18 protein-coding genes are annotated in these 25,351 nt (G+C 70.5%); 14 read left to right on the forward strand and 4 right to left on the reverse strand.

From position 1 onward, the window contains the following. The 3 genes from D7X99_RS33520 to D7X99_RS33530 form a co-directional block, all read left to right on the forward strand. Nucleotides 1–274: helix-turn-helix domain-containing protein (locus D7X99_RS33520; protein WP_147476337.1), on the forward strand; the 274-nt coding region annotated here is incomplete at its 5' end. A 33-nt stretch (nucleotides 275–307) separates the two neighbouring features. Then, a complete protein-coding gene (locus D7X99_RS33525) occupies nucleotides 308–673 on the forward strand; it encodes a VOC family protein (RefSeq protein ID WP_121781308.1) in 366 nt (121 codons plus the stop codon). Nucleotides 674–855: 182 nt separating this feature from the next. Further along, a complete protein-coding gene (locus D7X99_RS33530; protein WP_121781309.1) occupies nucleotides 856–2,433 on the forward strand; it encodes a response regulator in 1,578 nt (525 codons plus the stop codon). A gap of 4 nt (nucleotides 2,434–2,437) precedes the next feature. Here D7X99_RS33530 and D7X99_RS33535 read toward each other — a convergent pair whose 3' ends face one another. Continuing rightward, nucleotides 2,438–3,616, reverse strand: a complete 1,179-nt coding sequence (locus tag D7X99_RS33535; protein WP_121781310.1) for an acyltransferase — start codon at nucleotides 3,614–3,616, stop codon at nucleotides 2,438–2,440. A 584-nt stretch (nucleotides 3,617–4,200) separates the two neighbouring features. Here D7X99_RS33535 and D7X99_RS33540 point away from each other — a divergent pair. Beyond that, complete coding sequence (locus D7X99_RS33540) at nucleotides 4,201–5,274, forward strand: FadR/GntR family transcriptional regulator (protein ID WP_233613918.1); 1,074 nt, start codon at nucleotides 4,201–4,203, stop codon at nucleotides 5,272–5,274. Here the strand turns inward: D7X99_RS33540 and D7X99_RS33545 are convergent. Next, nucleotides 5,183–5,713 carry a hypothetical protein gene (locus D7X99_RS33545; RefSeq protein WP_121781311.1) on the reverse strand — a complete coding sequence of 177 codons (531 nt, stop codon included), beginning with the start codon at nucleotides 5,711–5,713 and terminating at the stop codon, nucleotides 5,183–5,185. The two genes, D7X99_RS33540 and D7X99_RS33545, sit on opposite strands and share 92 nt — an antisense overlap. 108 nt (nucleotides 5,714–5,821) lie before the next feature. On the opposite strand from D7X99_RS33545, the gene D7X99_RS33550 reads away from it, so the two are divergent. From D7X99_RS33550 to D7X99_RS33560, 3 genes are all read left to right on the forward strand, one after another. Next, nucleotides 5,822–6,751: an ABC transporter ATP-binding protein gene (locus D7X99_RS33550; RefSeq protein WP_121781312.1), complete on the forward strand. Its 930-nt coding sequence runs from the start codon at nucleotides 5,822–5,824 to the stop codon at nucleotides 6,749–6,751. Continuing rightward, nucleotides 6,748–10,329, forward strand: a complete 3,582-nt coding sequence (locus D7X99_RS33555; protein ID WP_121781313.1) for a M1 family aminopeptidase — start codon at nucleotides 6,748–6,750, stop codon at nucleotides 10,327–10,329. The genes D7X99_RS33550 and D7X99_RS33555 overlap by 4 nt, the downstream gene beginning before the upstream one ends. A 175-nt stretch (nucleotides 10,330–10,504) precedes the next feature. Further along, nucleotides 10,505–11,167, forward strand: a complete 663-nt coding sequence (locus tag D7X99_RS33560) for a hypothetical protein (RefSeq protein ID WP_121781314.1) — start codon at nucleotides 10,505–10,507, stop codon at nucleotides 11,165–11,167. A 2-nt stretch (nucleotides 11,168–11,169) separates the two neighbouring features. Here the strand turns inward: D7X99_RS33560 and D7X99_RS33565 are convergent, their stop codons facing one another. Then, nucleotides 11,170–12,657 (reverse strand): DUF4397 domain-containing protein, encoded by a 1,488-nt coding sequence (locus D7X99_RS33565; protein WP_121781315.1) that lies wholly within the window; start codon nucleotides 12,655–12,657, stop codon nucleotides 11,170–11,172. A gap of 360 nt (nucleotides 12,658–13,017) precedes the next feature. Between D7X99_RS33565 and D7X99_RS33570 the strand changes: the two genes are divergently transcribed. The 5 genes from D7X99_RS33570 to D7X99_RS33590 all read left to right on the forward strand — a co-directional run bounded on the left by D7X99_RS33570 (nucleotide 13,018) and on the right by D7X99_RS33590 (nucleotide 19,130). Continuing rightward, on the forward strand, nucleotides 13,018–15,054 hold the full coding sequence (locus D7X99_RS33570) for an alpha/beta fold hydrolase (RefSeq protein WP_121781316.1): 2,037 nt from the start codon (nucleotides 13,018–13,020) through the stop codon (nucleotides 15,052–15,054). A gap of 90 nt (nucleotides 15,055–15,144) precedes the next feature. Further along, the gene (locus tag D7X99_RS33575; protein ID WP_121754300.1) at nucleotides 15,145–15,690 is read left to right on the forward strand and encodes a hypothetical protein; all 546 of its coding nucleotides are present in this window, start codon (nucleotides 15,145–15,147) and stop codon (nucleotides 15,688–15,690) included. A 23-nt stretch (nucleotides 15,691–15,713) separates the two neighbouring features. Further along, nucleotides 15,714–17,444 carry a hypothetical protein gene (locus D7X99_RS33580; RefSeq protein WP_147476338.1) on the forward strand — a complete coding sequence of 577 codons (1,731 nt, stop codon included), beginning with the start codon at nucleotides 15,714–15,716 and terminating at the stop codon, nucleotides 17,442–17,444. Between the two features lie 172 nt (nucleotides 17,445–17,616). Beyond that, nucleotides 17,617–18,117, forward strand: a complete 501-nt coding sequence (locus tag D7X99_RS33585) for a hypothetical protein (RefSeq protein WP_147476339.1) — start codon at nucleotides 17,617–17,619, stop codon at nucleotides 18,115–18,117. Then, nucleotides 18,114–19,130: a hypothetical protein gene (locus tag D7X99_RS33590; protein ID WP_121781319.1), complete on the forward strand. Its 1,017-nt coding sequence runs from the start codon at nucleotides 18,114–18,116 to the stop codon at nucleotides 19,128–19,130. The genes D7X99_RS33585 and D7X99_RS33590 overlap by 4 nt, the downstream gene beginning before the upstream one ends. Here D7X99_RS33590 and D7X99_RS33595 read toward each other — a convergent pair. Then, on the reverse strand, nucleotides 19,127–21,697 hold the full coding sequence (locus D7X99_RS33595; protein ID WP_121781320.1) for a GAF domain-containing protein: 2,571 nt from the start codon (nucleotides 21,695–21,697) through the stop codon (nucleotides 19,127–19,129). The two genes, D7X99_RS33590 and D7X99_RS33595, sit on opposite strands and share 4 nt — an antisense overlap. Before the next feature lie 333 nt (nucleotides 21,698–22,030). Between D7X99_RS33595 and D7X99_RS33600 the strand changes: the two genes are divergently transcribed. Together D7X99_RS33600 and D7X99_RS33605 are read left to right on the forward strand one after the other, a co-directional pair. Further along, a complete protein-coding gene (locus D7X99_RS33600; protein ID WP_121781321.1) occupies nucleotides 22,031–23,878 on the forward strand; it encodes a potassium transporter Kup in 1,848 nt (615 codons plus the stop codon). A gap of 400 nt (nucleotides 23,879–24,278) precedes the next feature. Beyond that, nucleotides 24,279–25,295 (forward strand): hypothetical protein, encoded by a 1,017-nt coding sequence (locus D7X99_RS33605; protein WP_121781322.1) that lies wholly within the window; start codon nucleotides 24,279–24,281, stop codon nucleotides 25,293–25,295. Nucleotides 25,296–25,351 lie beyond the last annotated feature (56 nt).

Genomic DNA, 25,351 nt, shown 5'->3' on the forward strand with positions numbered 1-25,351 from the left:
GGTGATGGGGGTGGGGGCGAGGCAGGTGGAGCGGCGGTTCCATGCGGCGGTGGGGCTGTCGCCGAAGGTGTTGTGCCGCATCGCGAGGATGCAGCACGCGGTGGAGCTGTCGCGGGAGTTGGAGGGCGCGGAGTGGGCGTTGGCGGCGGGGTACTACGACCAGGCGCACCAGGTGCGGGAATTCCGGGCGCTGACGGGGCTGACGCCCAGGGCGTATGTGCGCGAGCAGGCGGAGGTCGGATTCGTCCAATCGCCGGAGGGGGCGGGTGCGTAAGGTGGGGGTGTTCCCACTTCGAGGAGGCACACCATGTCCACCGCACCGCAGCAGGCCGAGCAGCACCACCGCATCGACTACATCGAGCTTCCCGCGAAGGACATCGCGGAGGCGAAGCGCTTCTACGGCGCCGTGTTCGGCTGGAGGTTCGAGGACTACGGCCCGGACTACACGAGCTTCATGGACGGGCGGCTGAACGGAGGCTTCGACAAGGAGCGGGAGGCGTCGAAGGGCGGCGCGTTGCTGGTGCTCTATTCGAAGGACCTGGACGCGACGCTGGGGAAGGTGCGCGAGGCCGGAGGACACATCGTGAAGGACACGTTCTCCTTCCCCGGAGGCAAGCGCTTCCACTTCACCGACCCCGCGGGCAACGAGCTGGCGGTGTGGACGGAGCCTTGAGGCGCTGAAACAACGGTAGGGCGGGGAGTGCCGCGGTTCACGCGAGCTGTCGCGGTCCCAACACTCCCGGCCCTCCCGTGACGTGCGGTGCGCGAGTGTGCGGGGCGCGGAGTGATCCCGCATCGCTTGAGTTCCTGGCGCGCGGTAGAAGTCGGGCCGGCTCCTCCCTGGGAACGTCGCCCGTGCTCGCTACCGCCAACGCCACCATCCTCCACGTCAACGACACGCCCGCGAGCCTCTATCTGGGGACCTACTCGCTGCGCCAGGCGGGCTACCACATGCTGGAGGCGGTCACCGGGGGCGAAGCCCTTCAGGTCGCCTTCGATGCGCGCCCCGACGTCATCGTGCTCGACGTGAAGCTTCCCGACATGAGTGGCTACGAGGTGTGCCGGCGCTTGAAGGAAGACCCTCGCACCCGCGAGATCTCCATCATCCACACCTCCGCCACCTTCATCACCGCGGAGAAGAAGGTCGCGGGCCTGCGCGCCGGCGCGGACGTCTACCTCACCCAGCCGTTCGACCCCGAAGAGCTCATCGCCACCGTCAACAGCGTCCTGCGCCTGCGGCGCGTGGAGCGCGAGGCCCTGGCGAACGCCGCCCGCCTGGAGGAGGCCGACCGCAAGAAGGACGAATTCCTCGCCATGCTCGCCCACGAGCTGCGCAACCCGCTGGCCGCCATCTCCGTCGCGGTGCAGATGCTCGGACAGAAGGACTCGAACGGCCTGTCCGAAGCCGACGCGCGCCGTCGCGACATCATCGAGCGGCAGGTGCGCCACCTGCGCCACCTGGTGGACGACCTGCTCGACGTCAGCCGCATCACGCGCGGCAAGTACGCCCTGCGCCGCGGCCGGCTGGACCTCAACACCGTGTTGCAGCACTCGCTCGCCGCCGCGCGGCCCGTGCTGGAGGAGCGCGGACTCGTCTTGCGGGAAGCCCTCTCCACCGAGCCCTGCTGGGTGGACGGCGACCGGACGCGCCTGGAGCAGGTCTTCACCAACCTGCTCGACAACGCCGCCAAGTACTCACCCGAGGGCGGCATCGTCACCGTGGGCGCCCACGAGTCCGAGGACTCGCGCGTGCGCGTCTCCGTGCAGGACACCGGCATCGGCCTGCGGCCGGAGGACCAGGAGCACATCTTCGAGCTCTTCGCGCAGCTGGACGCGGGCCTCGCGCGCAGCCGGGGCGGACTGGGCATTGGCCTGACGCTGGTGCGCCACCTCGTGACCGAACACGGTGGCCAGGTCGACGTCTTCAGCGAGGGGCCGGGCCAGGGCAGCACCTTCACCATCACGTTGCCGCTGCTCACGGCCTCCGCGAGGCCCGAGGCCATCGTGGAGCGCATCGAGTCCCGCCGGGGCGAGTGGCGCATCCTCCTGGTCGACGACAACCCCGACGCGCGCGAGGGCCTGCGCGAGATGCTCCAGCTGTGGGGCCACACCGTCGCGGTCGCCTCGGACGGTCCGGAGGCGCTCGCCATGGCGACCCCTGGCACGTACGACGTCATCATCCTGGACATCGGCCTGCCGGGCCTGGACGGCTATCAGGTGGCGCAAGAGCTGCGCGGGCGCGTGGCGTCGGACGCGCACCTCATCGCGCTCACGGGTTATGGGACGCCGGGGGACCGGGCTCGCAGCGAGGAGGCGGGCTTCGACCTGCACCTGGTCAAGCCCGTGGAGTTGGTGGAGATCGGCCGGGTGCTCGCGCAGCTGGGGCCCGTGAAGCGCGGCACACGCCGCCGGTCCCAGATGAAGAGCGCATAGGACCTCACGCCCGGGGCTGGAGGCCCGCCGCGGGCTGCTCCGTGCCTCGCCGTGTCCACCGGTCGCGGATCCATGCCCGGGCGGGCTTCTCCACGCGCTCATGCACGAGCACGCTCAGCCCCACCGAGCCCACGACGAACGCCGCCACCGCCCAGGCGGACGTGGGCGACTCACCCAGCCGCTTGAGCACTGCCTTCCAGGCGAACAGCACTGGCATGTGCAGGAGGAAGAGCGCATAGCTCGCCTCCCCCAGCAGGCGCAGCGGCCGTGAAGCCAGCACCCGAGCCACGGCGCCCTGGCTCCACGACAGCAGGATGAACAGCGCCGCGAACACCGGCGCCAGCAGCCCGTTGTGCAGCAGCGGGAAGGGCAGCGCGGTGCTCCCCGCGAGCGCCGCGATGACTCCCGCGCACACCACCGCCAGTGCCACCGGATGCGAGCGCTGAGCCTCTCCGGACCGCAGCAGGAAGAAGCGCGCCGCGAGGATGCCCAGGATGAACTCCGGCAGCCGCGCCAGCGGGTTGAAGCGCAGCGCCAGCATCCACGGGCCGGAGTTGTACGCGGACGCCGTGCCTCCGGTGTGGTCCGGATCCACCGTCATGTAGAGCGCCGGGAACACCATCGCGGCGCCGTACGTCACCGCCGCGCCCACCGCGAGCGCCTTCGGCCCCAGCAGGCCCAGCCTCCCGGCCAGGAAGGGGAAGGCCGCGTAGAAGAACGCCTCCACCGCCAGCGACCAGCCCGAGCCGTTCCACGCCATCGCCGTCCAAGGTGTCCAGCTCTGGATCAGCAGCGGCGTGACCACCAGCGCCTCCGCGTGCTGCAGCCCCCTCCAGGGTTCTACTGCCCACGTGTCGCGCAGCCCCTTGAGGTACGCGGGAGCGTCGAGCGCCAGGCCCAACGCATAGACGGGATAGATGCGCGCGAAGCGGGCCACCCAGAACGCCTTGCGCGCCGCGTACGTGCCCGGCGGCCGCTCCAGGTAGTTGTAGCCAAGGATGAATCCCGACAGGACGAAGAAGAAGCTGAGACCCAGGTACCCGCTGCCGAGCAGCCCGTGCAGCCCCGGCGGCGCCTCCGTGCCGGAGAAGACCAGGTGATACACGTGGTAGGCGACGACGTGCGCGGTCGCGAGGAACCGCAGACCGGTGAGTGCATGCAGTTGCTGCAGGGGAGAAACCATGAGGGCCGCGAGTCTCGCAGCCCCGAGCGCGCTCCTCAATCGGGCCCGGTGCCATGGGCCTGCCCGGCGGCTGGAGAGACCCACGGCGCGAGACAGGTCACCAGAAGTGTTTCAACTCCACCCACGGCTGGAAGTCCTTCGCGATGACGCGCACCGGATGCGCTCCGCGATGGACCGCGACGGCAGGCTTTGAGCAGCCGAAAAAGCGGGGCCACCGGACAGGGCCGCCCGACGGGCGCGCAGCTCAGAAGCCTGTCCGACAGTCGGACAGGCTCGAACCACACGAAGCCGAGGAAGCGTGCCTGACGGCGTCCCACGGTGAGCCGCGACGCAGTGCGTGCGCGGACGGCAGAGGGGCCATGGACGGGGCCGTCCGCCGGGCGCACCGGCCAGAAACCTGTCCGACAGTCGGACAGGTTTTTCGCCGCACGGGGCCCGCGGACTTGTCTGACAGTCGGACAGGTTTTTCGCCGGCCGGGCCCGGAGGGTGACCACCTGGCTGGCAATGAGAATGGTGGGCCCGCATGTCCATGTCAGACCCCTGTGGTTGGATGGCGATGCTGGGACGAGGAAGGGGAATGGGGATGGGGATGGGACGGGGAGGACTCGTGGCGTACGTGGAGGCGCAAATCGAGCGCGATATCGCGCTGGGGCGGCTGCACCCGAGCGGGCAATTCGGCCCGGAAGCGAAGCTGGCGCGTCACTATGGGGTGAGCCGGGGCACCATCCGCGAGGCGCTGCGGCGGCTGGCGGCGCGGGGCCTTGTGGTGCAGCACCCCGGGCGCAGGACTCGCGCGGTGGCGCTGGATGAGTCGCTGACACTGGAGAACCTGGGCCTGGCGCTGCATGACGTGCGCAGCCCGGAGGCCCGGTGGCTTCTGGAGGGCTACTTCAGTCTCAAGCGGCAGGTACTGGTGGAACTCCTGGTCGACTGCTGCACGAGGGCCTCGGACCTCGACCTGGACCGGCTGGGGAGCACGTGCTTCACGCTTTGGAACGCAGGGCGCTGGGAGTCGGGGGAGACCTGCGCGCAGGTGGAATTCGAGTTGCTGCGGCTGGCGGCCCGCGTGGCGGATCGTCCCGGCCACGTGCTTCTCGTTCAATCCCTGCAGCGGGCATTCCTGGGCGGGGCCGCCCGACTGCTGCCCTTCATGGGTGGTGAGGCGCTGCGCGAGTGGGCCTGCTGCGTGAGGGGGGCCCTCTCGGAGCGTAACGTGCGGGTGCTTCAGTGCGAGCTGCCGGCACTGCTGAAGGCTTGCGATGAACTCGTGCTGAACGCCTTCGCTCCCGTCCCCATGAAGCCTGCGTCCCCCGAGGCCCCATGCTCCCAGGAGGACCTTCTCTGCACCCCTGTGTCAGCCGCCGCGCGGGACGATTCGCCTCCGGAGGGCGGCCTTCAATCCGAGCCACCACCCACCCGCGCCCATGGACAAACGGGCGTGGCGGAACGCGAGGAGGGTGGGGCGATTCGCGGCCGTCTGAGACGGTGGATGGCTCACCTCTGGCAGTCCATTGCGCATTCCCTGGGACGACCCGCCTCGGGTTCCCTCGCTTCAGGCGACCTGCTCAGAGCTGTTCAATGCCGGGAGCAGCCGACGAGCCTTTCACCGTCGCCTCGTCCGGACGCAGCTTCACGCGCACGCGCGGGTCCAGCTTGAGGATGACCGCCTCCACCGCCTGCGCCTGGCTGTAGTCGTTGGCCGGCGTGAGCAGGAAGAGGCCGACGGCCGCGTCGCCTCCCGCCGCCTGCGCCACCTTCCTCACGTGCGCGATGAGGTCCTGCTTGGAATCCACCCGCCCCCGGCTGAAGGCCAGCTTGCCCAGCAACTGGTGCGAATACCCGTCCTTCACCTGGAGCATGTAGGAGGTCATCTCGATGCCCTCCGGCAGCGTCTCCTGCAGGAAGATGACCGACGCCGCGTCCTTCACGGCCGCCGCCTGGGCCAGCACCTCTCGGTCGCGCTCGGGCAGGTACTCGCCGTAGCCCCGGTACTCGTTCTGCTCCAGGGCCCTGCCGTGGAGGTAGGTCGGACCCGAGCAGCCCAGGAACGCGACGGCGCCCAGGACGAGGGAAAGGCAGACAGGTCGAAGGTTCATGCCCTGGCTGTCTAACACACCGCGCGAGAGCGCTCATGGACGCGCCGTGAGTCCTTTCGTGCGCGAAGCTGGAAATGGAGACCCCGGCTTCGGCGTAGAACGGGCCACATGCTCAGCCTGCGCAACCTGGTGAAGGTGTATCCGGGCCCGGTGACGGCCCTTCGTGGCGTGGACCTGGACGTTCCCAAGGGGATGTTCGGACTGCTCGGGCCCAACGGCGCGGGTAAGTCCACGCTGATGAAAATCCTCTCCGGCCTGCTGGAGCCGACCTCCGGCGAGGTGACGCTCGACGGCCTGGACCTCGTGCGCCACCCGGAGGCGCTGCGCCCGCACCTGGGCTACCTGCCGCAGGAGTTCGGCTTCTACCCGTACCTCTCCGGGCAGGACATGCTGCGCTACCTGCTGGAGCTCAAGGGCGTCACCGCGCCGCAAGGGCTCAAGGCCCTGTGCGCCCAGCTGCTGGAGCGCGTGAACCTCACCTTCGCGGCGAAGCGCAAGGTGAAGGAGTACTCCGGCGGCATGCGGCAGCGGCTGGGCATCGCGCAGGCCCTGGCCGGCGCCCCGAAGCTCCTCATCGTGGACGAGCCCACCGCGGGCCTGGACCCCGAGGAGCGCCAGCGCTTCTACCGGCTGCTCGCGGAGGTGGCCCATGAGCGCACGGTGCTCCTGTCCACGCACATCGTGGAGGACGTGGCCATGCTCTGCCCTCGCTTCGCCGTCATCCGCCACGGCCGCGTGATGGCCATCACCAGCCCCACCGAGGCGAAGGCCGCCCTCCACGAATCTCTCTTCGAAGGCACCGTCCCCCCGGCCGACATGGCCGCCTTCCAGCAGGCCCACCGCGTCACCCAGGCCGTGCTCTTCGAGGGCAAGAACCGCGTGCGCATCCACGCCGCTCCGGGCGCGCCCGTGCCCCCCGGCTTCGAGCGCACGCCGCCCACGCTGGAAGACGCCTACCTCCTCCTGATGAAGGACGCGCCCGAGCCCACCGCCCCGGCGCCCACGGCTCCGGAGTCCGCCCCGGCGGTGAGCGCGTGAACGCGTCCCGGCTCTGGCGCGTGGCGCGCACCGAGTGGCGCCACCAGGTGAGGCGTCCGCTGTTCTGGGTGCTGCTTGTTCTGCTGGTGGCCGTGGTGTGGGGCGTGTCCTCCGGCAACGTCACCATCGCCGCGGGCAGCACGGAGGTGGGCGGCAAGAAGGCGTGGATCACCAGCGCCTTCGCCGTCTCGCAGACGGTGCTGCTGCTCTCGTTCATGCTGTTCACCTTCTTCGTGTCGGTGGGTGCGGGCATGGCCGTCATCTCCGACGATGAGGCCCGCGTGCAGCCGCTGCTGCACACCACGCCGCTGACGCCCGCGGAGTACGTGTGGGGCAAGTTCGCGGGAGTGCTGGGCGCGTACGTGCTGGCGCTCGCGGCGATGATGGGGCTGCTCGTCTTCTTCCACCACGTCGTGCCGGCGGGCGCGGACGCGGAGTTCCGCGGGCCCTTCGCGCTGGGGAACTACGTGAGCGCCGCGATGTGGTTCGGCCTGCCGCTCATCGTCTTCATGGCGGGCGCGGCCTTCGCCACGGGCGAGCGCACGCGCCGAGCGGTGCCGGTGTACTTCCTGCCGGTGGGTCTGTTCTTCCTCTGCGCCTTCTTCCTCTGGGACTGGTCCCCCGGCTGGTTGGAACCGCGCGTGAACCGGTTCCTGATGGCGCTGGACCCCGGCGGCTTCCGGTGGCTCACGGAGACGTGGATCAAGGTGGACCGGGGCGTGGACTTCTACAACACGCAGCCCGTGGGGCTGGACGCGCTCTTCGTCACCAGCCGCTTCGTGCTCATGGCCCTGGGCCTGGGCGCGGTGGCCTGGAGCGAGCGCCACTTCCGCCGCGCGCTCCGGGGCGAGGTGCGCACGAAGGCCCCGCGCAAGGGCGTGACCCTGGACGCGCCTCCGAAGCAGGTCGCGCTGTCGCACGCGGAGGCGCCGCTGTCCGCGCTGCGAATGGGCGTCCGTCCGCCAGGCTTCTGGACGGGCCTGAGGACGGTGACGCGCGCGGAAGGGCGGGGCCTCCTTTCGCAGCCGGGGCTCTACCTGTTCCTGCCGCTGCTCATATTGCACATGGTGTCCCAGGGCGCCACGGCGGTGGGCTCCTTCGACACGAGCCTCCTGATGGTGCCCGGGCGCTTCGCGGTGCGCACGATGGGGCAGGCGTCGGTGCTCGTGTGTCTGTTGTTGATGTTCTACGTGGTGGAGTCGCTGGAGCGCGAGCAGGCCTCCGGCTTCGCGCCCATCCACGACGCGACGCCGGTGCGCACGCTGTCGGTGCTGCTGGGCAAGGCGCTGGCGAACAGCCTGGTGGCGGTGGCGCTGCTCGCGGCCATGGCGCTCGCGGGCCTGCTGGTGCAGGTGTCCCAGGGGAAGGTGCCGCTGTCGCTGACGCCATACGTGCTGGTGTGGGGGCTGTTGCTGTTCCCCACGTTCCTGCTGTGGACGAGCTTCATCCTGGCCGCGCGCGCGGTGACGGGAGGCCGCTTCGGCACCTACGCGCTGGCCCTGTCCGCGCTGGGCCTCACCGGCTACCTCGCCGTGCGGGGTGACCTCACCTGGGTGACGAACTGGCCGCTGTGGGACGCGGTGCGGTGGACCGACCTGGGCGCCTTCCAGGTGGACCGCGCCGCGCTGGTGCTCAACCGCGTGGCCGCGCTGGGCCTGGCCGTCTTCTTCACCGCGCTGGCGGTGCGCTTGGATGGCCGTCGCGTCCGGGACTCGGTGACGACGCTGGAGGGATTGAAGCCCGCGGGCCTCGCGCGTGGGCTGTGGCGGCTGGCGCCGTACCTGGCGGTGCCGGCGGTGGCGCTGGTGTGGCTGGGCATCCTCGTGGGGCAGGGCCATCAGGGCGCGGCGGCGAAGAAGCGCGCGAAGGAGTACTGGCAGAAGAACCTGGCGACGTGGAAGGACGCGCCGCAGCCCATGCAGGCGGACGTGGACCTGGACGTGGACCTGGAGCCAGAGGCGAGCGCCTTCCGCATGAAGGGCACGTACACGCTGATGAACCGGCACGCCGTGGCGCTTCCGCGCTTCGCCTTGAGCGGCGGCGATGGATGGACGGACGTGCGCTGGACGCTGGACGGCAAGGACGTGACGCCGGAGGACCGCGCCGGGTTGTATGTCTTCACGCCGTCCCCGCCGCTCGCGCCCGGGGCGAAGGTGACGGTGGGCTTCCAGTACGCGGGCCACGTGCCGGACGGCGTGTCCCGCGCGGGCGGCGCGTTCAAGGAGTTCATCCTCCCGTCGGGCGCGGTGCTCACCAGCGAGACGCCCACGTTCGCGCCGGTGGTGGGCTACGAGGAGGAGCGCGGCATCGACCCGAAGGAGAACCGCTACGAGCCGCGCGTGTATCCAGACGACTTCTACGAAGGGCCCACGGAGTCCGCGTGGGGCAGCAACATGCCGTTCCCCTTCCGCATCCGCGTCAGCGGCCCGGAGGCCTACACGCTCAACTCCGTGGGCGTGCGGGAGAGCGACACGGTGAAGGACGGCCGGCGCACCACGGTATGGCGGAGCGATTACCCCGTGAGCTTCTTCAACGTCATCGCGGGGAAGTGGACCCGCGTGGAGGGCGCGGGCACGGTGGTGTTCCACGACCCGGCGCACGGCTACAACGTGCCGGAGATGATGCGGGGGCTGGAGGCCGCGCGCCGGTACTACTCGGAATGGTTCCACCCGTACCCGTGGGCCGAGCTGAAGCTGTCGGAGTTCGCCGGCCTGGACAACTACGCGCAGGGCTTCCCCACGGACATCACGTTCTCGGAGTCCATCGGGTTCCTTACGCTCACCACGCCCGAGTCGAACGCGGTGCTGCTCGTCACCGCGCACGAGGCCGCGCACCAGTGGTGGGGCAACCTGCTCGTCCCCGGCAAGGGGCCCGGCGGCAACGTGCTGTCGGAGGGGCTGTCGCACTACTCGGCGCTGAAGCTCATCGAACAGCTCGACGGGCAGGAGGCGCGCCGGCAGACCGCGAAGCGCATGGAGGAGCGCTACGGCAAGGACCGGCGCGTGGACGCGGAGCAGCCGCTGGTGAAGCTGGACGGCTCGCGCGACGGCGACACGGTGGTCCTCTATGAGAAGGGCGGATGGACGTTCTGGATGCTGGAGGACCTGATGGGCCGCGACGCGATGCACGCGGGGCTCCAGGCCTTCCTGAAGCAATACATGAACAACGCCGACCATCCGGTGCTGCAGGACTTCATCGCGGTGATGCGCCCCTTCGCGCCGTCTCCCGACGCGTTCGACCGCTTCACCCGGCAGGCCTTCTTCGAGGTCGTGGTGCCCGAGTACCGCGTCAGCGACGCGCGCGTGACGAAGTCCGGCGGTCAGTGGGTGACCACGGCGACGGTGACGAACGTGGGCACGGGCCGCATGCCGGTGGAGGTGACGGTGACGAAGGCCGGTGAGTCCGCCGCGCCCCTGGGGGCCACGGAGGCCGTGACGCGCGTGGAGCCCGGCGCGGGCGAGGCGGTGCAGGTGACGCTGCGCTCGGAGTTCGAGCCGGAGCGGCTGCTGGTGGACCCGGACGTGCGCGTGCTCCAACTGCGCCGCGAGCAGGCCCAGGCGACGCTGTCGTCGCCGTGACGCGATGACATGACACGGTGACACGCGTGTCTCCGCGCGCCGGGGACACGTTGTCACGGTGTCCTGCTCCCATGGTGTGTTGCTCCCTCCGCGAGCAGGCTGGCACATCGATTGCGATGGGTGTCCTCCGCATGGCGGACCTTGGGGGTCCCGCGCCATGACGGGGGTTCATCACATGGTCGGAACGCAGTGGAAGCTGGGTGTGTCGCTGATGTTCGTGTCGGCGGTGGCGTTCGCGCAGGAGGGCGTCACCACGGGGTCGTTCCCGGTGGAGCGGCGCAACGTGGTGACGGTGTCCGTCCCCCTCGAGAACCTGAGTCAGTTGTCACTGGAGGGCGAGCGCGTGATGGGGGCGCGCTTCTCCGTGGGGCTGGGCGTGTTCGCGTACTTCCTCCACGACCGGCTGCGGCTCGAGGAAGCGGATCGCAGTGGTTACGAGGGCTACAACTACACAGGCTCTCAATTCGGTCTGGCGCCCTCGGTGCGCTTCTACCTGACGGGCCGGGCACCCCAGGGGCTGTGGCTGTCTCCTCGCCTGGAGGTGAGCGCGGGGCGCAGCTCCAATGTGCCGGTGGGGGACTTCCTGGACGACTCGCTGGCCAAGGACAGCGGCTCGGACGTCTGGTCCTTGGGGGGGGCGGCGACCCTGGGCTACAGCGTGGTTCTGGAGTCTGGCTTCACGGTGCAGGGTGGCGTCGCGCTGGGGGGCCGGCGCGACGCGATTGGCTATGACGCCCTCGTCATGGACTCCGTGGAGGGGCTCAAAGTGGAGCGGATCCACGAGTCGAAGTGGCTGCTCACCCAGCGCATCCTGCTCAACGTGGGCTGGGCCTTCTGACGTCAGGGCGCGTGGGCTTGCGTGCTCACGGTCCACGGCGCGCGGGTGGTGTCCACCCACAAGAGCTGGAGGTCCCAGCTTCCGGGCGCGGAGCCGGGCGTGTCGGTGGCGACGGCGAAGACGCGCGTGTCCGGCTGGGGGGGCACGGAGAAGCTCGTGCGCGGCGCACGGTTGGCGTCGTTGGACGGCACCACGCCCAGCGTGACGGTGCCACCGGAGGGCAGCGGCAGGCCGTCCTGCGCGGTGGCGGAGGCGAAGGGCACGTCGAGGAAGGGCGCGTCCGGCAGCACGCGGCGCTCCGAGCCCAGCGGCCCCACGTCCACGGCGGGCGTGTCCGCGGCCGCGTGAACCCAGCGCAGGCGCAGGTTGGACGGGTCGCTCGCGAAGCGGTCCGTGAGGGGCAGCAGCGTGAACGGAGACGCCGCCGGCCGGGGCGGCTCGAGGTAGCCCGCGGCGACCATCAGGTAGCGCTCGCCCGGGACGAGCGTGGGCGTTGTCGCCGTCGCCACCGGCGCGCTCGAGGGACGCTCCGTCCCGGACGCGGCGGCGAAGAAGTCCAGCGTGTACGCGCCCGGCGGCACCTGGAGCGGCGAGGACAGCGTGCCGTAGGAGAGGCCACCGGACAGCTCACGCTCGCCGGCGAAGAGGTCCAGCGCGGGCGCGTCCGGTGACGCGTGCAGCACGTACACCGTGGGGTTCTGCCGGAGGATGGCCAGCGTGCCGTCGCGGCCAGCGGTGAGCAGCGAGAAGCCGTCGCCCGCACGCGCGGAGGCGGACATGAGGCCGGTGGCGACGATGAGCGTGTCGGTGCCGGAGCCGGGCGCGGGCACGGTGAAGGACGTCAGTGCCTGGCCGCCCGTGCGGAGGCCCACCTGGAACGCGGCGCCCGAGGGCAGCACCTGAGCCTGCTCGCCGGAGTCGCGGAAGCGCGCGAGCGACGCCACCTCCACCGAGCCGTCATTGCCCAGGTCCACGTCCACCGTCGGCGCGTCCGTGCCGGCGTTGACGACGCGCACGCGCGTCTGGCCTCCGTCAGCGGGCACGGTGTTGTCGCGCAGGAGCAGCGTGCGCATCGCCGCGCCGGAGTCCGAGGCGCTGAAGGCCCCCGCGGTCACCACCGTCCAGCGCGTCCCTGCCTCCATGCCCACCCGCTGGGACACGACGGGCGTGGAGCTTGCCGCCGAGCCCGCGGGCCGCAGCTCCACGGTGACGGCGCCCGCGTCGCGCGTGAGGTAGGGCGTGGTGGCGCCATAGGCCACGGCCCGGGCCACGGGCGTGGGGTCGCCTGCGAGGTAGACGTCCATCGCGGGAGCACCCGGCGCGGCCTGCACGATGCGCAGCTGCGCCTCGGTGGGCGGGACGAGCACCGGCCCGTCCTGGGTGGGAGGCGCGTCGGAGTCCTCCGCCGAGCCGCCGCCGCACGCGGGCGCGAACACCCCCAGCGACGTGAGCGCGACGACGAGCAGTGTCTTCTTCCGCATCCAGGCCATGTCGAAGTCCCCCTTCCTCGGCGGGCCGCGAACGCGGCTCGGCACCGATGTCGACAGGGGTAAGGGTGGGCATCACCCCCACGCGGGCGAACCCCCACGCAAGGGCCACTGTCCGCCCGCGACGTTGTGCACCGGCGCACGTCGCAAGCCCCGGGCATCACAGGCATGGAGGGCTTCGACGTGAGGCCGAAAGCGATCACCCGGCCCCGCGGTCTCGGTCGCCCGGCCGCCGCGGCGCGGCATCGAACGGGGTGGCTGCCTGGGCCATCCCCTGTTCAAAACGCATCATCGCGCGAGGAGAGAGGAACGGCGCGTGGGAATGCCGGGGGACGTGACGGCGCTGGTAGGGTCGGTGGCACCATGAACCTCGCGTCCCTTCCGCTCATCGTGTCCCTGCTCGCGGCGCAGACGCCCGCGCCGGCGCCGTCGAAGACGCCCCCCGCGCCGGCCGCCGCCGCGAAGGCACCGTCCGCCGTCCCTGGCATCGCCCCGCTGCCCGGCCTGCCCAACCTGTGGGTGAGCGGCGTGCCGCCGGTGCCGCCCGCGCTCTCCCAGCGCGTGCAGCAGTACCTGGAGTCCCGCTCCGCGCAGTTGCTGGACGTGAGCGGGGATGGCCAGCAGGTGCTCATCTCCACGCGCTTCGCGGACGTCAACCAGCTGCACCTGGTGGAGATGCCGCTGGGCGCGCGCACGCAGCTCACCTTCACGAAGGAGCCCATCAACCGGGCGCGCTTCCTGCCGGGCAACCCGCAGATTGTCTTCTACCTGCAGGACACGGGCGGCGGAGAGTTCTACCAGGTGCTCAAGCTGGACCGGCGCACGGGCCGCTCGGAGCTGCTGACGGACGGCAAGAGCCGGCATGAAGAGCTGGTGGTGTCGAAGGATGGGCGCTGGCTCGCGTACGCGGGCACGGGGCGCAACGGCAAGGACACCGACGTGTACGTGGCGCCCACGGCGGACCCCAAGCAGGCGAAGCGGGTGACGGAGGTGGCGGGCAGCTGGGCGCCGCTGGAGTTCTCGCAGGACGGCTCGAAGCTGCTGGTGCGCCAGTTCCGCGCGGCGGACGACGCGGACCTGAGCGTGGTGGACGTGAAGACGAACGCGCGCACGCAGCTCACGCCCAAGGAGGGCAAGGGCAGCGTGGACGCCGCCGTCTTCACGCACGACGGGCAGGGCGTGTACGTGGCCACGGACCGCTACAGCGACTTCGCGGAGGTGTACCGGCTGCCGCTCACGGGCGCGCCCCAGGCCGCGCCGCCGTCGCTGACGAAGTCGGTGCGCTGGAACGTGCAGAACCTGGAGCTGTCCCCGGACGGGCGCAAGCTGGCGGTGGCCATCAACGAGGAGGGCTTCGGCCGGCTGTACCTGCTGGACACGCGCACGCAGGCGCTTTCGCCGGTGGAGACGCCGCGCGGGGTGATTTCGCAGGTCCGCTTCCCGGCGAAGCGGTCGGACCGGGTGGCGTTCTCGCTGACGTCGGCGCGCGTGCCGCTGGACATCTTCACGGTGGACCTGGGCACGAAGAAGACCACGCGCTGGACGCGCTCGGAGGTGGGCGGGTTGGATCCGGAGACGTTCGTGGAGCCGGAGCTGGTGCGCTATCCGTCCACGGATGGCGTGAAGGTGCCGGCGTTCCTGTACCTGCCGAAGAACGCGAAGGGGAAGGTGCCGGTGGTGGTGATGTTCCACGGCGGCCCGGAGGGGCAGAGCCAGCCCATCTTCAGCGCGCAGACCCAGTTGATGGTGACGGAGCTGGGGATGGCGGTGCTGCTGCCCAACGTGCGTGGCTCGGAAGGGTACGGCAAGGCGTACCGCGCCATGGATGACGGCGTGAAGCGCGAGGCGAGCCTGGCGGACATCGGGGCCACGTTGGACTTCGTCGCCTCCCGTCCGGAGCTGGACGCGGCGCGGGTGGGCATCTACGGCGGCTCCTACGGCGGCTACATGACGCTGGCGACGGCGGCGTTCTTCCCGGAGCGCATCAAGGCGGCGGTGGACGTGGTGGGCATCTCGTCCCTGCCGTCGTTCCTGCAGAACACGCAGGCGTACCGGCGGGACTTGCGGCGCGCGGAGTACGGCGACGAGCGCGACCCGGCGGTGCGCAAGGTGCAGGAGCGCATCTCGCCGCTGGGGTCGGTGGACAAGATTCGCGCGGCGCTCTTCGTGCAGCAGGGGGCCAACGACCCGCGCGTGCCGCAGTCGGAGGCGGAGCAGATCGCCCAGGCGGTGCGCAAGAAGGGCGCGGACGTCTGGTACCTGCTGGCCACGGACGAGGGGCACGGGTTCCAGAAGAAGACCAACCGGGACATGGCCCAGACGACGGCGCTGATGTTCTTCGAAAAGCACCTCCTGGGCCCGGCGGCAGGGCAGGGGAGCGGGGCAGCGGGCGGAAAGTAGCCCCCACTTCGGAGGGACCCGGGCGCGGCCGATATGTCGCCGCCCCGGGGACGTTACACATTGTCCATGTCAGCGAGGAGAGTCCTATCCATGAAGCGAGACAGACAGTCATTGCGTCGGGGTGTGGGAGTGTTGGCGGTGCTCGCGGGTGTGGGCGGAGCGTGGGCGTCCTCGGAGCAGGACCAGATTGCCTTCAGCGTGGCGCGGACGCAGTTCAACCTGCGGATGACGCCGGACAACGTCACGGGCCCCGAGTTCCAGGTGTCCCGTCTTCCAGGCGAGCTGCGAGGCCGCGTGGCGGACGCCCCGGTGACGCTGAGGCTGGAGGGCGAGAAGGTGAAGGGCAACATCGGGACCTCGGTGGTGAACCTGGAAGTGAAGAAGGACGGCGACGCGGTGAAGGCGAAGGGCGGCTTCTACGGGCGCCCCGTCAACCTGACGCTGTCGCCGCAGGAGTTGACGGTGTACGTGCGCGACTGCACGTACCGGCTGAAGGCGAAGGAGGAGGGCCGCACCTACGAGGGGAAGCGCAGCTGCGACCGTTCGTTCATGCCGCCCACGGTCATCACGCTGCCGGACGCCTTCCTCGCGGCCTCGCCCGCGGAGCAGGCGTCGCTGCTGCTCCTGGCGCTGTAGTTTCCCCGTAGGCTCGGGACGCGATGACGCGTTCCGTTTCCCATGGAGAGGGGGCCTGGCACCGGATGCCGCCGGTGTTGGGGCTCCTATGGGTGTTCGCGCTGGCCGCGTGCGCGAGCGAAGGCTCCTTCGAGCGCGAGTCGTTCGAAGCAGCGACGGGTGACGACACCCCGGCCGAGCGCGCGGGCCTCGGATTCACGCGAGAGGGGGCGCTGGAGCGTGCCGGGCCTGTGGGAGGTGAGCGCGCCCGGCAGGCGGAAGCGGCCCGGGTGGTGCGTGAGCTCTGGGAGGTCGCGGGTGCGCGCGGAGTTCCGGGCGAGGCGTGGACCTTCGACTACCAGGTGCACGACGGTGCGCTGACGTTGGTGTCCTTCCGGCGCACGGCGACAGGCCAGGGCGCCGGTGCGGCCGTGGAGTGGAGCGGGTTCTCCCGCGAGCTGACGCGGAGCCTGTCCACGCTGGTGGGCGTGAAACCTCGCCGCGTGCGCTTCTCGCTGGAGCGCGGGGTGGAGCGCTGGCGCTTCGATCTGGAGACGGTCCGCGGGTCGGTCGCGGTCCACGCGCGAACGGTGCCCGAGTCCCTGCCGGGAGCATCCGGGCCCCTGGTGTCGGATGCGCTGACAGTGTCCCGGCAGCTGCTGCCCGCGTCTCGCGTGCCCTGGGAGGGCCGGGTGCATGAGAGGGCAAGGCTCCAGTTCGAAGGCCTGCGATTGCATCCGGAGGTGGAGTTGGTCGTCTTCGAGGTCCAGGAGGGGTCGGGCCGGAGGACCGCTCCCGGGAGCGCTGACCTGCGCATGCCGGTGGTGCAGGCGTTGTTGCCCTTCGTGAACGCGGTGGGAAGCCGCACCGTCGAAGTGGATCTGGAGGGAAGGCACGTGCGCGGTGAAGCCGAGCCACGCTGGCGGGTGGTGGCGGCGACGACGCTCGAACCTTCCGAGCCTCCAGAGGAGATGCAGGACATCGCCAAGGAGTACCGGGCGATGCAGGAGGACATCCTCCGGCGCTGGCGTGAGGAGGTGAAGGACAGTGCGCGCCTCGCGGGCGTGTGGTCCTTCGAGCAGCTCGCGTACTGGTACGTGGGAGGCTTCATCGCGAAGGGCGCGCTCGGCGCGATGGAGGCCGTCGCGCCCACGGTGGTCTCGGTGCTCGGGAGAGGAGGGGCGAAGGCCGCGCAGTGGTTCCGCACGGTGTTGATCCGCACGCCGCCCGCCGAGCGCGAAGCCCTCCAGCGCATCTGGATGAAGGTGGAGGCAGAGGGCCTGATGGCACTCAAGGCTGGGGAGCAGGCTGAGCTCCAGTCATTGCTGAAGGGGATGGAACACCAACTCCGAAGGCCCATCACGGACAAGTACTCGAAGGACAAGCTCAGGGAGTGGGCTCGACAGGAGTACTTCGAGGTGCACCGGCCCCAGTTGGCACAAGCCTTGGGGAAGGACCTCCTGGGGACGTATCAGGTGCACCATCTGGTGCCCATCGAGCATGCCCACCTGTTTCCCACCCGCGGTGTCAACGTGGCGGAGAACCTGGTGGGCATGGCGCGGGAGGTCCATTCGAGCGTCAACTCGGTCTGGACGTTCGTGCGGACGAACACGAAGAGCGTCTCCGCCAGGGAGGTGGAGGAAATCGCTCACATCACGCACAACCACTTCGGACGGTGGTTTCACGTCCTGTACGATCCGTCGAAGTCGGGAGCTGCGCTTGCTTCCGCGGAGAAGGCCGCGCTGAAGGAAGTCGCGGCCGTGCTGGGGTTGTAGGCCCTGGCGTTTCAGGAGGCGCGTTCGCTTGGCGGGACTGGATGCGGAGGTACTTGGATGGACGAGGCTGACGGAGGTCTGCCGTCGCCATGGCTTCCGGGTCAGCGTGGATCCGCCATTGGCTGATGCACCTCGTCCTGGCTCAACGCTGGTGGGGCATCCGCTCGATCCCATGCTCGCCGGGATCTATTCGCGAGCGGGCCGAGCCACGCTGGGAGACATCGAGCTGTATCGTCCTGGCTCCGGCCCGGATGGAGTCCTGGACGTGAACGCATGGCTGCGGGGTAGGGGACAGGCTCCTTTCCCTGCATGTGTTCTCTTCGGGCAGGTTTCGAACCTCGCGTACTACTACGGCGTCGTGCCGGCGCTGGCGGATGCGCGCGGAGTCCAGCCCGTGCTCTACATCGACATGCAGGAGGAGCTGTTGGTGGTGCCGGTGGCTTCCAGCGTGGACCAGCTGTTCAACCAGCTTGCCCGGTTCATGGAGCTGCTCCAGGGGGAGCCTGACTTCATCCCAGGCAGGTGTTCGACCACGACGTTCCCCTTCGCCGCAGCAAGGCTCATCGCGCAGGACACGGCCCTCGTGGAGATGATGCGCACGGGTCGCTTCGACGGACTCGTGACCCGGGACGAGGAGAGTCAGCGGTGGATGCGACAGGTGCTCGACCTGTGACTCCGCGCAAGCTCTGCCTCCTCATCGCCTTCACCGCGCTCGTGACCGCCGTGGGCACGGGCGTGTGGCTCGCGTGGCCCGGACCGGACCTCACCGCGCAGGCGGACCTGTCGGACGACCCCGTCCGACTGCACCTCGAATCCAGCGACGACCCGGACAGTGAAGGGAGCGAACCTCCTGACGTCGTCGTGCTGAGCAATGGCATCCGGCTCACCAACATCCCTTCCAACTGCCACGCGGACACTCAAGGCTCCCTCACCTGCGAGGACCGCTGCGACGCGGACGACGCGTGCCCCGCCGACACCGTGTGCGCGCATCACCCGGACTTCGGCTTCCGCGAATGTCAGCCCTTGCACCGCTTCTGCGACGACGCGTCGGACTGCACCCCGTCCGACACCTGCCACCCCGTGGACACGTCCGCCTCGGGCCAGGTACTCCAGCGCTGCGTGCCACAGGGAACGCTGCGCGCCGGAGAACGCTGCACGGGGTACTCACGTGAGCTGGAGGGCCGCTGCGCGCCGGGGCTCCTCTGCGTCCATGAGTTCTGCGGCCCGCCGTGCAACGTGCACGACCCGGACGCCTGCGCCACCGGCACCGAGTGCGCTCCCAATCCCTACCGCGTCCGCGGCGCCTGCGTCCCCAGCTGCCGCGACCGTGCCTGTCCGCAAGGCGAACGCTGCGAGACGGACTACACGGGCGAAGTCCCCACCTGCCGCCCCTTCGTGGGCCCCGCCTGCCTGGACGCCGCGCCCTGCGCCGCGAACCAGGACTGCCTGCGCGGCTTCGCCGAGCCCACCCTCGAAACCGGTGCCTTCGAGTGCCGCACCCGCTGTGATGACAAGGCCCCATGCGCGAAGGGCCTCACCTGCGACGAGACCAGCGGCTACTGCTTCCAGCCCTGCACCCACGACACCGACTGCCCCACCCCCGAGCGCTGCCACGTCCTCCACCGCCGCGAGTCCCAGCGCGGCTGCGGCTTCATCGCGGAGGGACTCCCCGCCTTCCACCGCTAGCCACGCGGCAGCTCCACGATGAACGTGGACCCCTCGCCCAGCACGCTCTCCACCTCGATGTGGCCGCCCATCGCCTCCACGATCTGGCGGGCGATCCACAACCCCAGCCCGAAGCCGCCGTAGTTGCGCTCGGACACCGCGCGCTCGAAGCGGTGGAACAGGCGCGGCAGGTGCTCCTTCGCGATGCCGATGCCGCCGTCCTTCACGCGCAGCCGCGCCCGGTCGGCCTCCACTTCCAACGACACGTGCACCGGGTTGCCCCGCCCGTACTTCAGCGCGTTGGAGAACAGGTTGGTGAAGACCTGATCCAACCGCAGCCGGTCCCACTGCCCCAGCACCTCCGGCGCGAGCACCAGCTCCAGCGGCGTGCCCGAGCGCGCGTACTCCTGCTCGAAGCGCTCGGCCACCTCCCGCACCAGCGCCCCCATCTCCAAGGGCTCCAGCACCAGCTCCAGCTTCCCCGCGCTCAACCGGGACACGTCCAGCAGGTCGTTCACCAGCAGCGTCTGCCGCTTCACCTGCCGGTCCACCCGCTCCAGTCCGCGCTTGAGCCGCTCCGGGTCGAAGGCCGCCCCCGACCGATTCAGCCCCGCCAGCAGGCTCTGCACCTGGAGCTGCAGCGCGCTGATGGGCGTCTTCAACTCATGGCTCGCGATGGACAGGAACTCCTCGCGCAGGCGGATGGCCTGACGCGCGTCCCGGTAGAGGCTCGCGTTGTCCAGCGCCAGCGCCGCCCGCCGCGCCAACTCCTGCGCCAGCGCCAGGTCCTGCGCGTCGTACGCCCCCTTCGACGTGACGAACGTCAGCGCCCCCAGCGTGTGCCCGCGCACCCGCAGCGGCACGCACAGGTACGCGCACGTCCCGCCCGCCCGCGCGTACGACGGGTCCCCCTCCGACAGCCCCGAGCGCGACTCCGGCCTCCCGGACTGGATGACCCGCGCCACCACCGCGAGCCCCGGGGGCGGCACGTCACCGTCCTCGACGCCCGCCGTGGCCACGCAGCGCACGCCGCCGGACTCGTCCTCCAGGAACACGCCGCAGGCCTCCGCGTACTGCGGCACCGCCAGGTGCGCCACGCGCTCCAGCGTCTCCTCCTCCTCCAGGCTCCCCGCCAGCACCCCGCCGGCCTCCGCGAGGAAGCGCTGCGCCGCCTCGCCACGCTGGCGCTCGGTGATGTCCACCATCACGCTCAGGCACTGAGGCGGGCCGCTCGCCGGGTGCACGCGCCCCGTCCACATGGCCACCTGCACCGCGCCACCGTCGCGCCTCCGCGCCGCCAGCGGCGCGCCGTCCAGCACCGTGCCCCGCGTGGCACGCTCCAGCCCGTGACGGAACGCCTCCCAGTGCTCCGGCGGCACGGCAGGCAACACCTTCCCCAGCACCTCCTCCGCCGTCCACCCCAGCATCCGCTCCGCGGCCGGATTCCACAGCCGCACCGTGCCGTCCGGATCCAACAGCATGATGGCCGTGGGGCTCGCCTGGATGATGGCCTCCAGCGTCCCGTGCGCCTCGCGCAGCGCCGCCCGCGCCCGCTGCTCTCGCTCCAACAGCCGCGCCCTCGCCAGCGCCTGCGCCGCGTGGTGCGCCACCAGCTGGAGGAAGGCCCGCTCGTCGTCGTCGAACCCGTGCGGCAGGCCGAAGGTGAACACCAGCGCCCCCAGCGCCCGTCCGTCCACCACCAGCGGCAGACACGCGGACGAGTTCGCCGGCCGCTCCGACCCCGACAGGGCGTCCTCCGCCGTCAGCCACACCGGCCGCGACTCGCGCAGCACCCGCGCCACCGGCGAGTCCTCCTCCAGGGACATCCGCTTCAGCCGCTCCGCCGCGTCCGGCGTGCACCCCGCACAGCGCAGGAGCGAGGCGCTCATCGCGTCCGGCGCCACGCCCCACAGCGCCCCGGCCTTCGCGTCCGCCACCGCCAGCCCCTGCTCCAGCACCACCTCCGCCACGCGCGCCGCGGTGAGCGCCTCCGACAGCTTCGCGGTGACGTGCTGCAACCGCGCGAGCCTTCCCGCCGCCACCTCCGCCGCCTGTCGAGCCTGCCTCTCGGACGCGTAAGCCCGCGCCACGTCCAGCGCCAGCGCCGCCCGGTCCGCCAGCTCCTGGAGCAGCAGCTGCTCTCCCGACTCGAACGACGCCGGCTCCGGCGCCTCCCGCCACACCGTCAGCGTCCCCAGCGCGCGCCCCCGGGCCCTCAGCGGCAGCACCAGCACCGCCTCCACCCCCTGCGCCACGCCCGTGTCCAGCACCTCCGCCGCCACGCCCTCGTCCGCGCGCACCCGCTGGGTGAACAGCGCTTGCAGCCGCACGCGCGCCTCCGGCACCGCCGCCGCCGACGCCACCGTGCGCAGCCACAACCCGTCCTCGGACAACAGCCGCAGCGCGCACGCGGAGCCGAGCAGGGGCACCACCAACCCGCACAGCCGCTCCATCACCGCCGGGGGCTCCAGCGACGCGTCCGCCAGCACCCGCGAGGCCTCCGCCAGCAGCGCCAGCCGCTCTTCAATCTCCGGAAGCCGCGCCCCGTACTGCCGCGCCTCGCCCAGCCTGGTTGCGACCATCGTCATGCCACGTCCCCCCGTTGCACCCGCCATGGGAGCACGCCCTCGCTCGCGGCGCTCTGCGTCCCAGGTCCCGCCATCCCTGACTTCTGAGGATGCTCGACACCCACCCACCGGAAGCGTTGGTGACGGGCACCTGCCTCGTTCCGTGGCCCGGCACCCCCGAGGGCAGGGCGCTCAAGCGCGCACATGGGAGCACCTGGAGCGGCTGGAAACCAAAGGAGCGGCAAGGCGCCGGTTGCTCCGGGCCCGGGTTCGGCTAAAGCGGGGGCCGTGAACGCACCCTCGGAATCACCGGCCGCCCCTTCGGAGGGGCCGGAATCTCCCAAACGCATCGCGATGCTCGCCCTGAGCGCGCTGGGCATCGTCTACGGAGACATTGGAACCAGTCCACTCTACGCGCTGCGCGAATGCTTCACCGGAGCGCACGGCGTCACGCCGACGCCGGCCAACGTCCTGGGCGTGCTGTCGCTCATCGTGTGGTCGCTCATCATCGTCGTGTCGGTGAAGTACATCATCTTCGTGATGCGCGCGGACAACCGGGGCGAGGGCGGCATCCTCGCGCTGATGGCGCTGGCCATGCACCGGCCCCGGGGCCAGTCACACCGCGCGCGGCCCGTGCTCATCACCCTGGGCCTCTTCGGCGCGGCGCTCATCTACGGTGACGGCGTCATCACCCCGGCCATCTCCGTGATGAGCGCGGTGGAGGGCCTGAGCGTGGCCACCCCCGTCTTCCAGCCGTACGTGATTCCCATCTCGCTCGTCATCCTGCTGCTGTTGTTCATGGTGCAGCGCAAGGGCACGGCGGGCATCGGCACGGTGTTCGGCCCCTTGATGACCGTGTGGTTCCTGGTGCTGGCGGTGCTGGGCGTGAAGGAGCTGCTGCACAACCCCGCGGTGCTCTGGTCGCTGTCGCCCGTGCACGGCGTGCAGTTCTTCATCGACAACGGGTGGCACGGCTTCCTGGTGCTGGGCGCCGTCATCCTGGTGGTGACGGGCGGCGAGGCGCTCTACGCGGACATGGGCCACTTCGGCGCGGGCCCCATCCGTCGGGCCTGGTTCCTGCTGGTGCTGCCGTCGCTGGTGCTCAACTACCTGGGCCAGGGCGCGCTGCTCCTGCGCCACGCGGAGGCCGCCCGAAACCCCTTCTTCCTCCTGGCCCCGGACTGGGCCCTGTACCCGCTCGTGGCCCTGTCCACCGCCGCGGCCGTCATCGCGTCGCAGGCCCTCATCTCCGGCTCCTTCTCCACCACCCGGCAGGCCATGCAGCTGGGCTACTGCCCGCGCATGGAGGTGGTGCACACGTCCGCGGAGGAGATGGGGCAAATCTACCTGCCCGGCGTCAACGGGGCGCTGCTGGTGGGCGTCATCGCGCTGGTGCTGGGCTTCGGCTCCTCCAGCCGGCTGGCGGCCGCGTACGGCATCGCGGTGACGACGACCATGGGCATCACCACCGTGCTGGCCTACGTGGTGGCCCGGGAGCGCTGGGGCGTCCGCCGCTCCGTGGCCCTGCCCATCGCCAGCCTCTTCATGGTGGTGGACCTGGCCTTCTTCGGCGCCAACGCGGCGAAGATTGCTGACGGCGGCTGGTTCCCGCTGCTGCTCGCCGTCTGCATCTTCACGATGATGACCACCTGGAAGCGCGGCCGGGACATCCTCGCCGGCAAGCTGCGCGCGGCCAGCCTGGGCCTCAAGGACCTGTTGGGCAGCTTCGGGGACCACCCGCCCCTGCGCGTGCCCGGCACCGCCATCTTCATGACGGGCAACCCGGAAGGCACCCCGCCCGCGCTCCTGCACAACCTGAAGCACAACAAAATCCTGCATGAGCAGGTGGTGCTGCTCACCATCATCTCGGAGGAGATTCCCCACGTGGTGGCCCAGGAGCGCGTGGAGGTGGAGCCCCTGGAGCAGGGCTTCGTGCGCGTCGTGGCCCGCTACGGCTTCATGGAGAACCCCAGCATCCCGGACATCCTCAAGCGCTGCCGGGAGAAGGGCCTCCAGTTCCAGCTGATGGGCACCAGCTTCTTCCTGGGCCGCGAAACGCTCATCCCCACCAAGAAGCCCGGGATGGCCGTCTGGCGCGAGGCCCTCTTCACCTGGATGAGCCGCAACGCCCGCAGCGCCACCGCCTACTTCCGGATTCCGCCCAACCGCGTGGTGGAGCTGGGCAGTCAGGTGGAGCTGTAACCCAAAGCGTTACCGCACCGCGACTTCACCCCAGGAGTAGAACAGCTACTCGGGTGGTGTTGCACGTGTTTTACAGGGCTTGAGGTTTATTCCGCCTCGTAAACCCCTGAAAAGACACGGACAGGGTTCTCAGGGGAGGGGTGTTCTTGACCCGGGGGTGTCAGGAACTGACTGCCACACAGCCCTTTACGCAGGGGCTTGCCTGCTTCAGATTGCACCGCCCCCGCCCATTTTTTCCGGTTCAGATAGAAAAATACGGCAGGGCAGCAACACTTTCGTCGATGAATCGAGAATCTTTTCGCGGGGCAGAGAAAAATACTGTCCCAGCGCAATCGAACTTGGTTACCCTACGGCCAGGTGTCCCCCGGCACCCGGCGTCTGAAACGAGGTCAGCCCTTCCATGCTCCAGGCCATCTCCCCCGCCCCCGTGTCGTCCCCGGCCGTCTCTCCGGTGAAGTCCGTCATGTCGTGGATGGCCGAGCCCCGGATGCCGCTGTCGGAGGCGGCGCCGTACACGGTGCTGAGCGCGCAGGAGCTGTACCCGCGCATCTGCGTGCGTGATCCGTACTTCGCGCTGAAGGACGTGACGGTGCTGCCGGGTGAGGTGGTGGCGCGCGTGCCGGTGCAGATGGCGTCGGACGCGGAGGCGATGCCGCTGGGTCTGGGCGAGGCGGGCCGGCACCTGGCCATCCTGGGCTCGTGCGGCGCGGCGCTGGTGGCGCCCAAGGACGGGCAGCACTTCTACCTGGCCAGCGCGGCGCGCGGTCAGTGGCTGCAGCCGGCCCCGCAGGAGCGCGCCACGGACATGCTCTGGGCGCTGGCGCAGGCGGAGTACACCGGCAAGCGCACCTGCACGGCGCGCACGCTGCTGTCCTCGTCGGACGGCACGCCGCTGTTCAAGCTGGAGGTGGACTACAACGTGCTGTCCGCCGCCGCCTTCACCCGCCTGTTCGGCGAGGCGCGCCAGGAGATGCGCCGCGAGCCGCGTCCCTCGGACACCGTGCAGCGCACCCCGGAGGAGTGGGCGAAGCTGCGGCAGAACCCGTACAGCAAGCCGTTGGACCTCCAGGACTTCCGCATGGAGAGCGACATCATGCGCTCCTCGCTCGTCGTCACCCCGGAGCTGTGCAAGGGCCACTTCGCCATGCACCCGGTGATGCCGGTGGCCGTCGTCGCGGGCGGCATGACGCGCATGGCGACCACGCTGGGCCGTTCGCTGGAGCGCGCGCCCGGCGCCCGCTTCGTGGCCAAGGACGTGAAGCTGTCCGCGGACAGCCTGGCCTACGCGGGCCAGACGGTGGTGTTCGGCGCGCACCGCACCCGCGTGCGCGGCGCGGACCACACCTTCGCCTGCTGGGCGTCCGTGGGCGAGCGCGTGGTGGCGCAGCTGGACGTGACCTACACCCGCGTCGACTGAAGTTCCCGGAAGTCCGCTGGGAGCGCACCCGAAGCGCTGTCGACGCGCGGCCCCGC

Origin of the sequence: Corallococcus sp. AB032C (genome assembly GCF_003668935.1) — a bacterium.
Classification (GTDB): domain Bacteria; phylum Myxococcota; class Myxococcia; order Myxococcales; family Myxococcaceae; genus Corallococcus; species Corallococcus exiguus.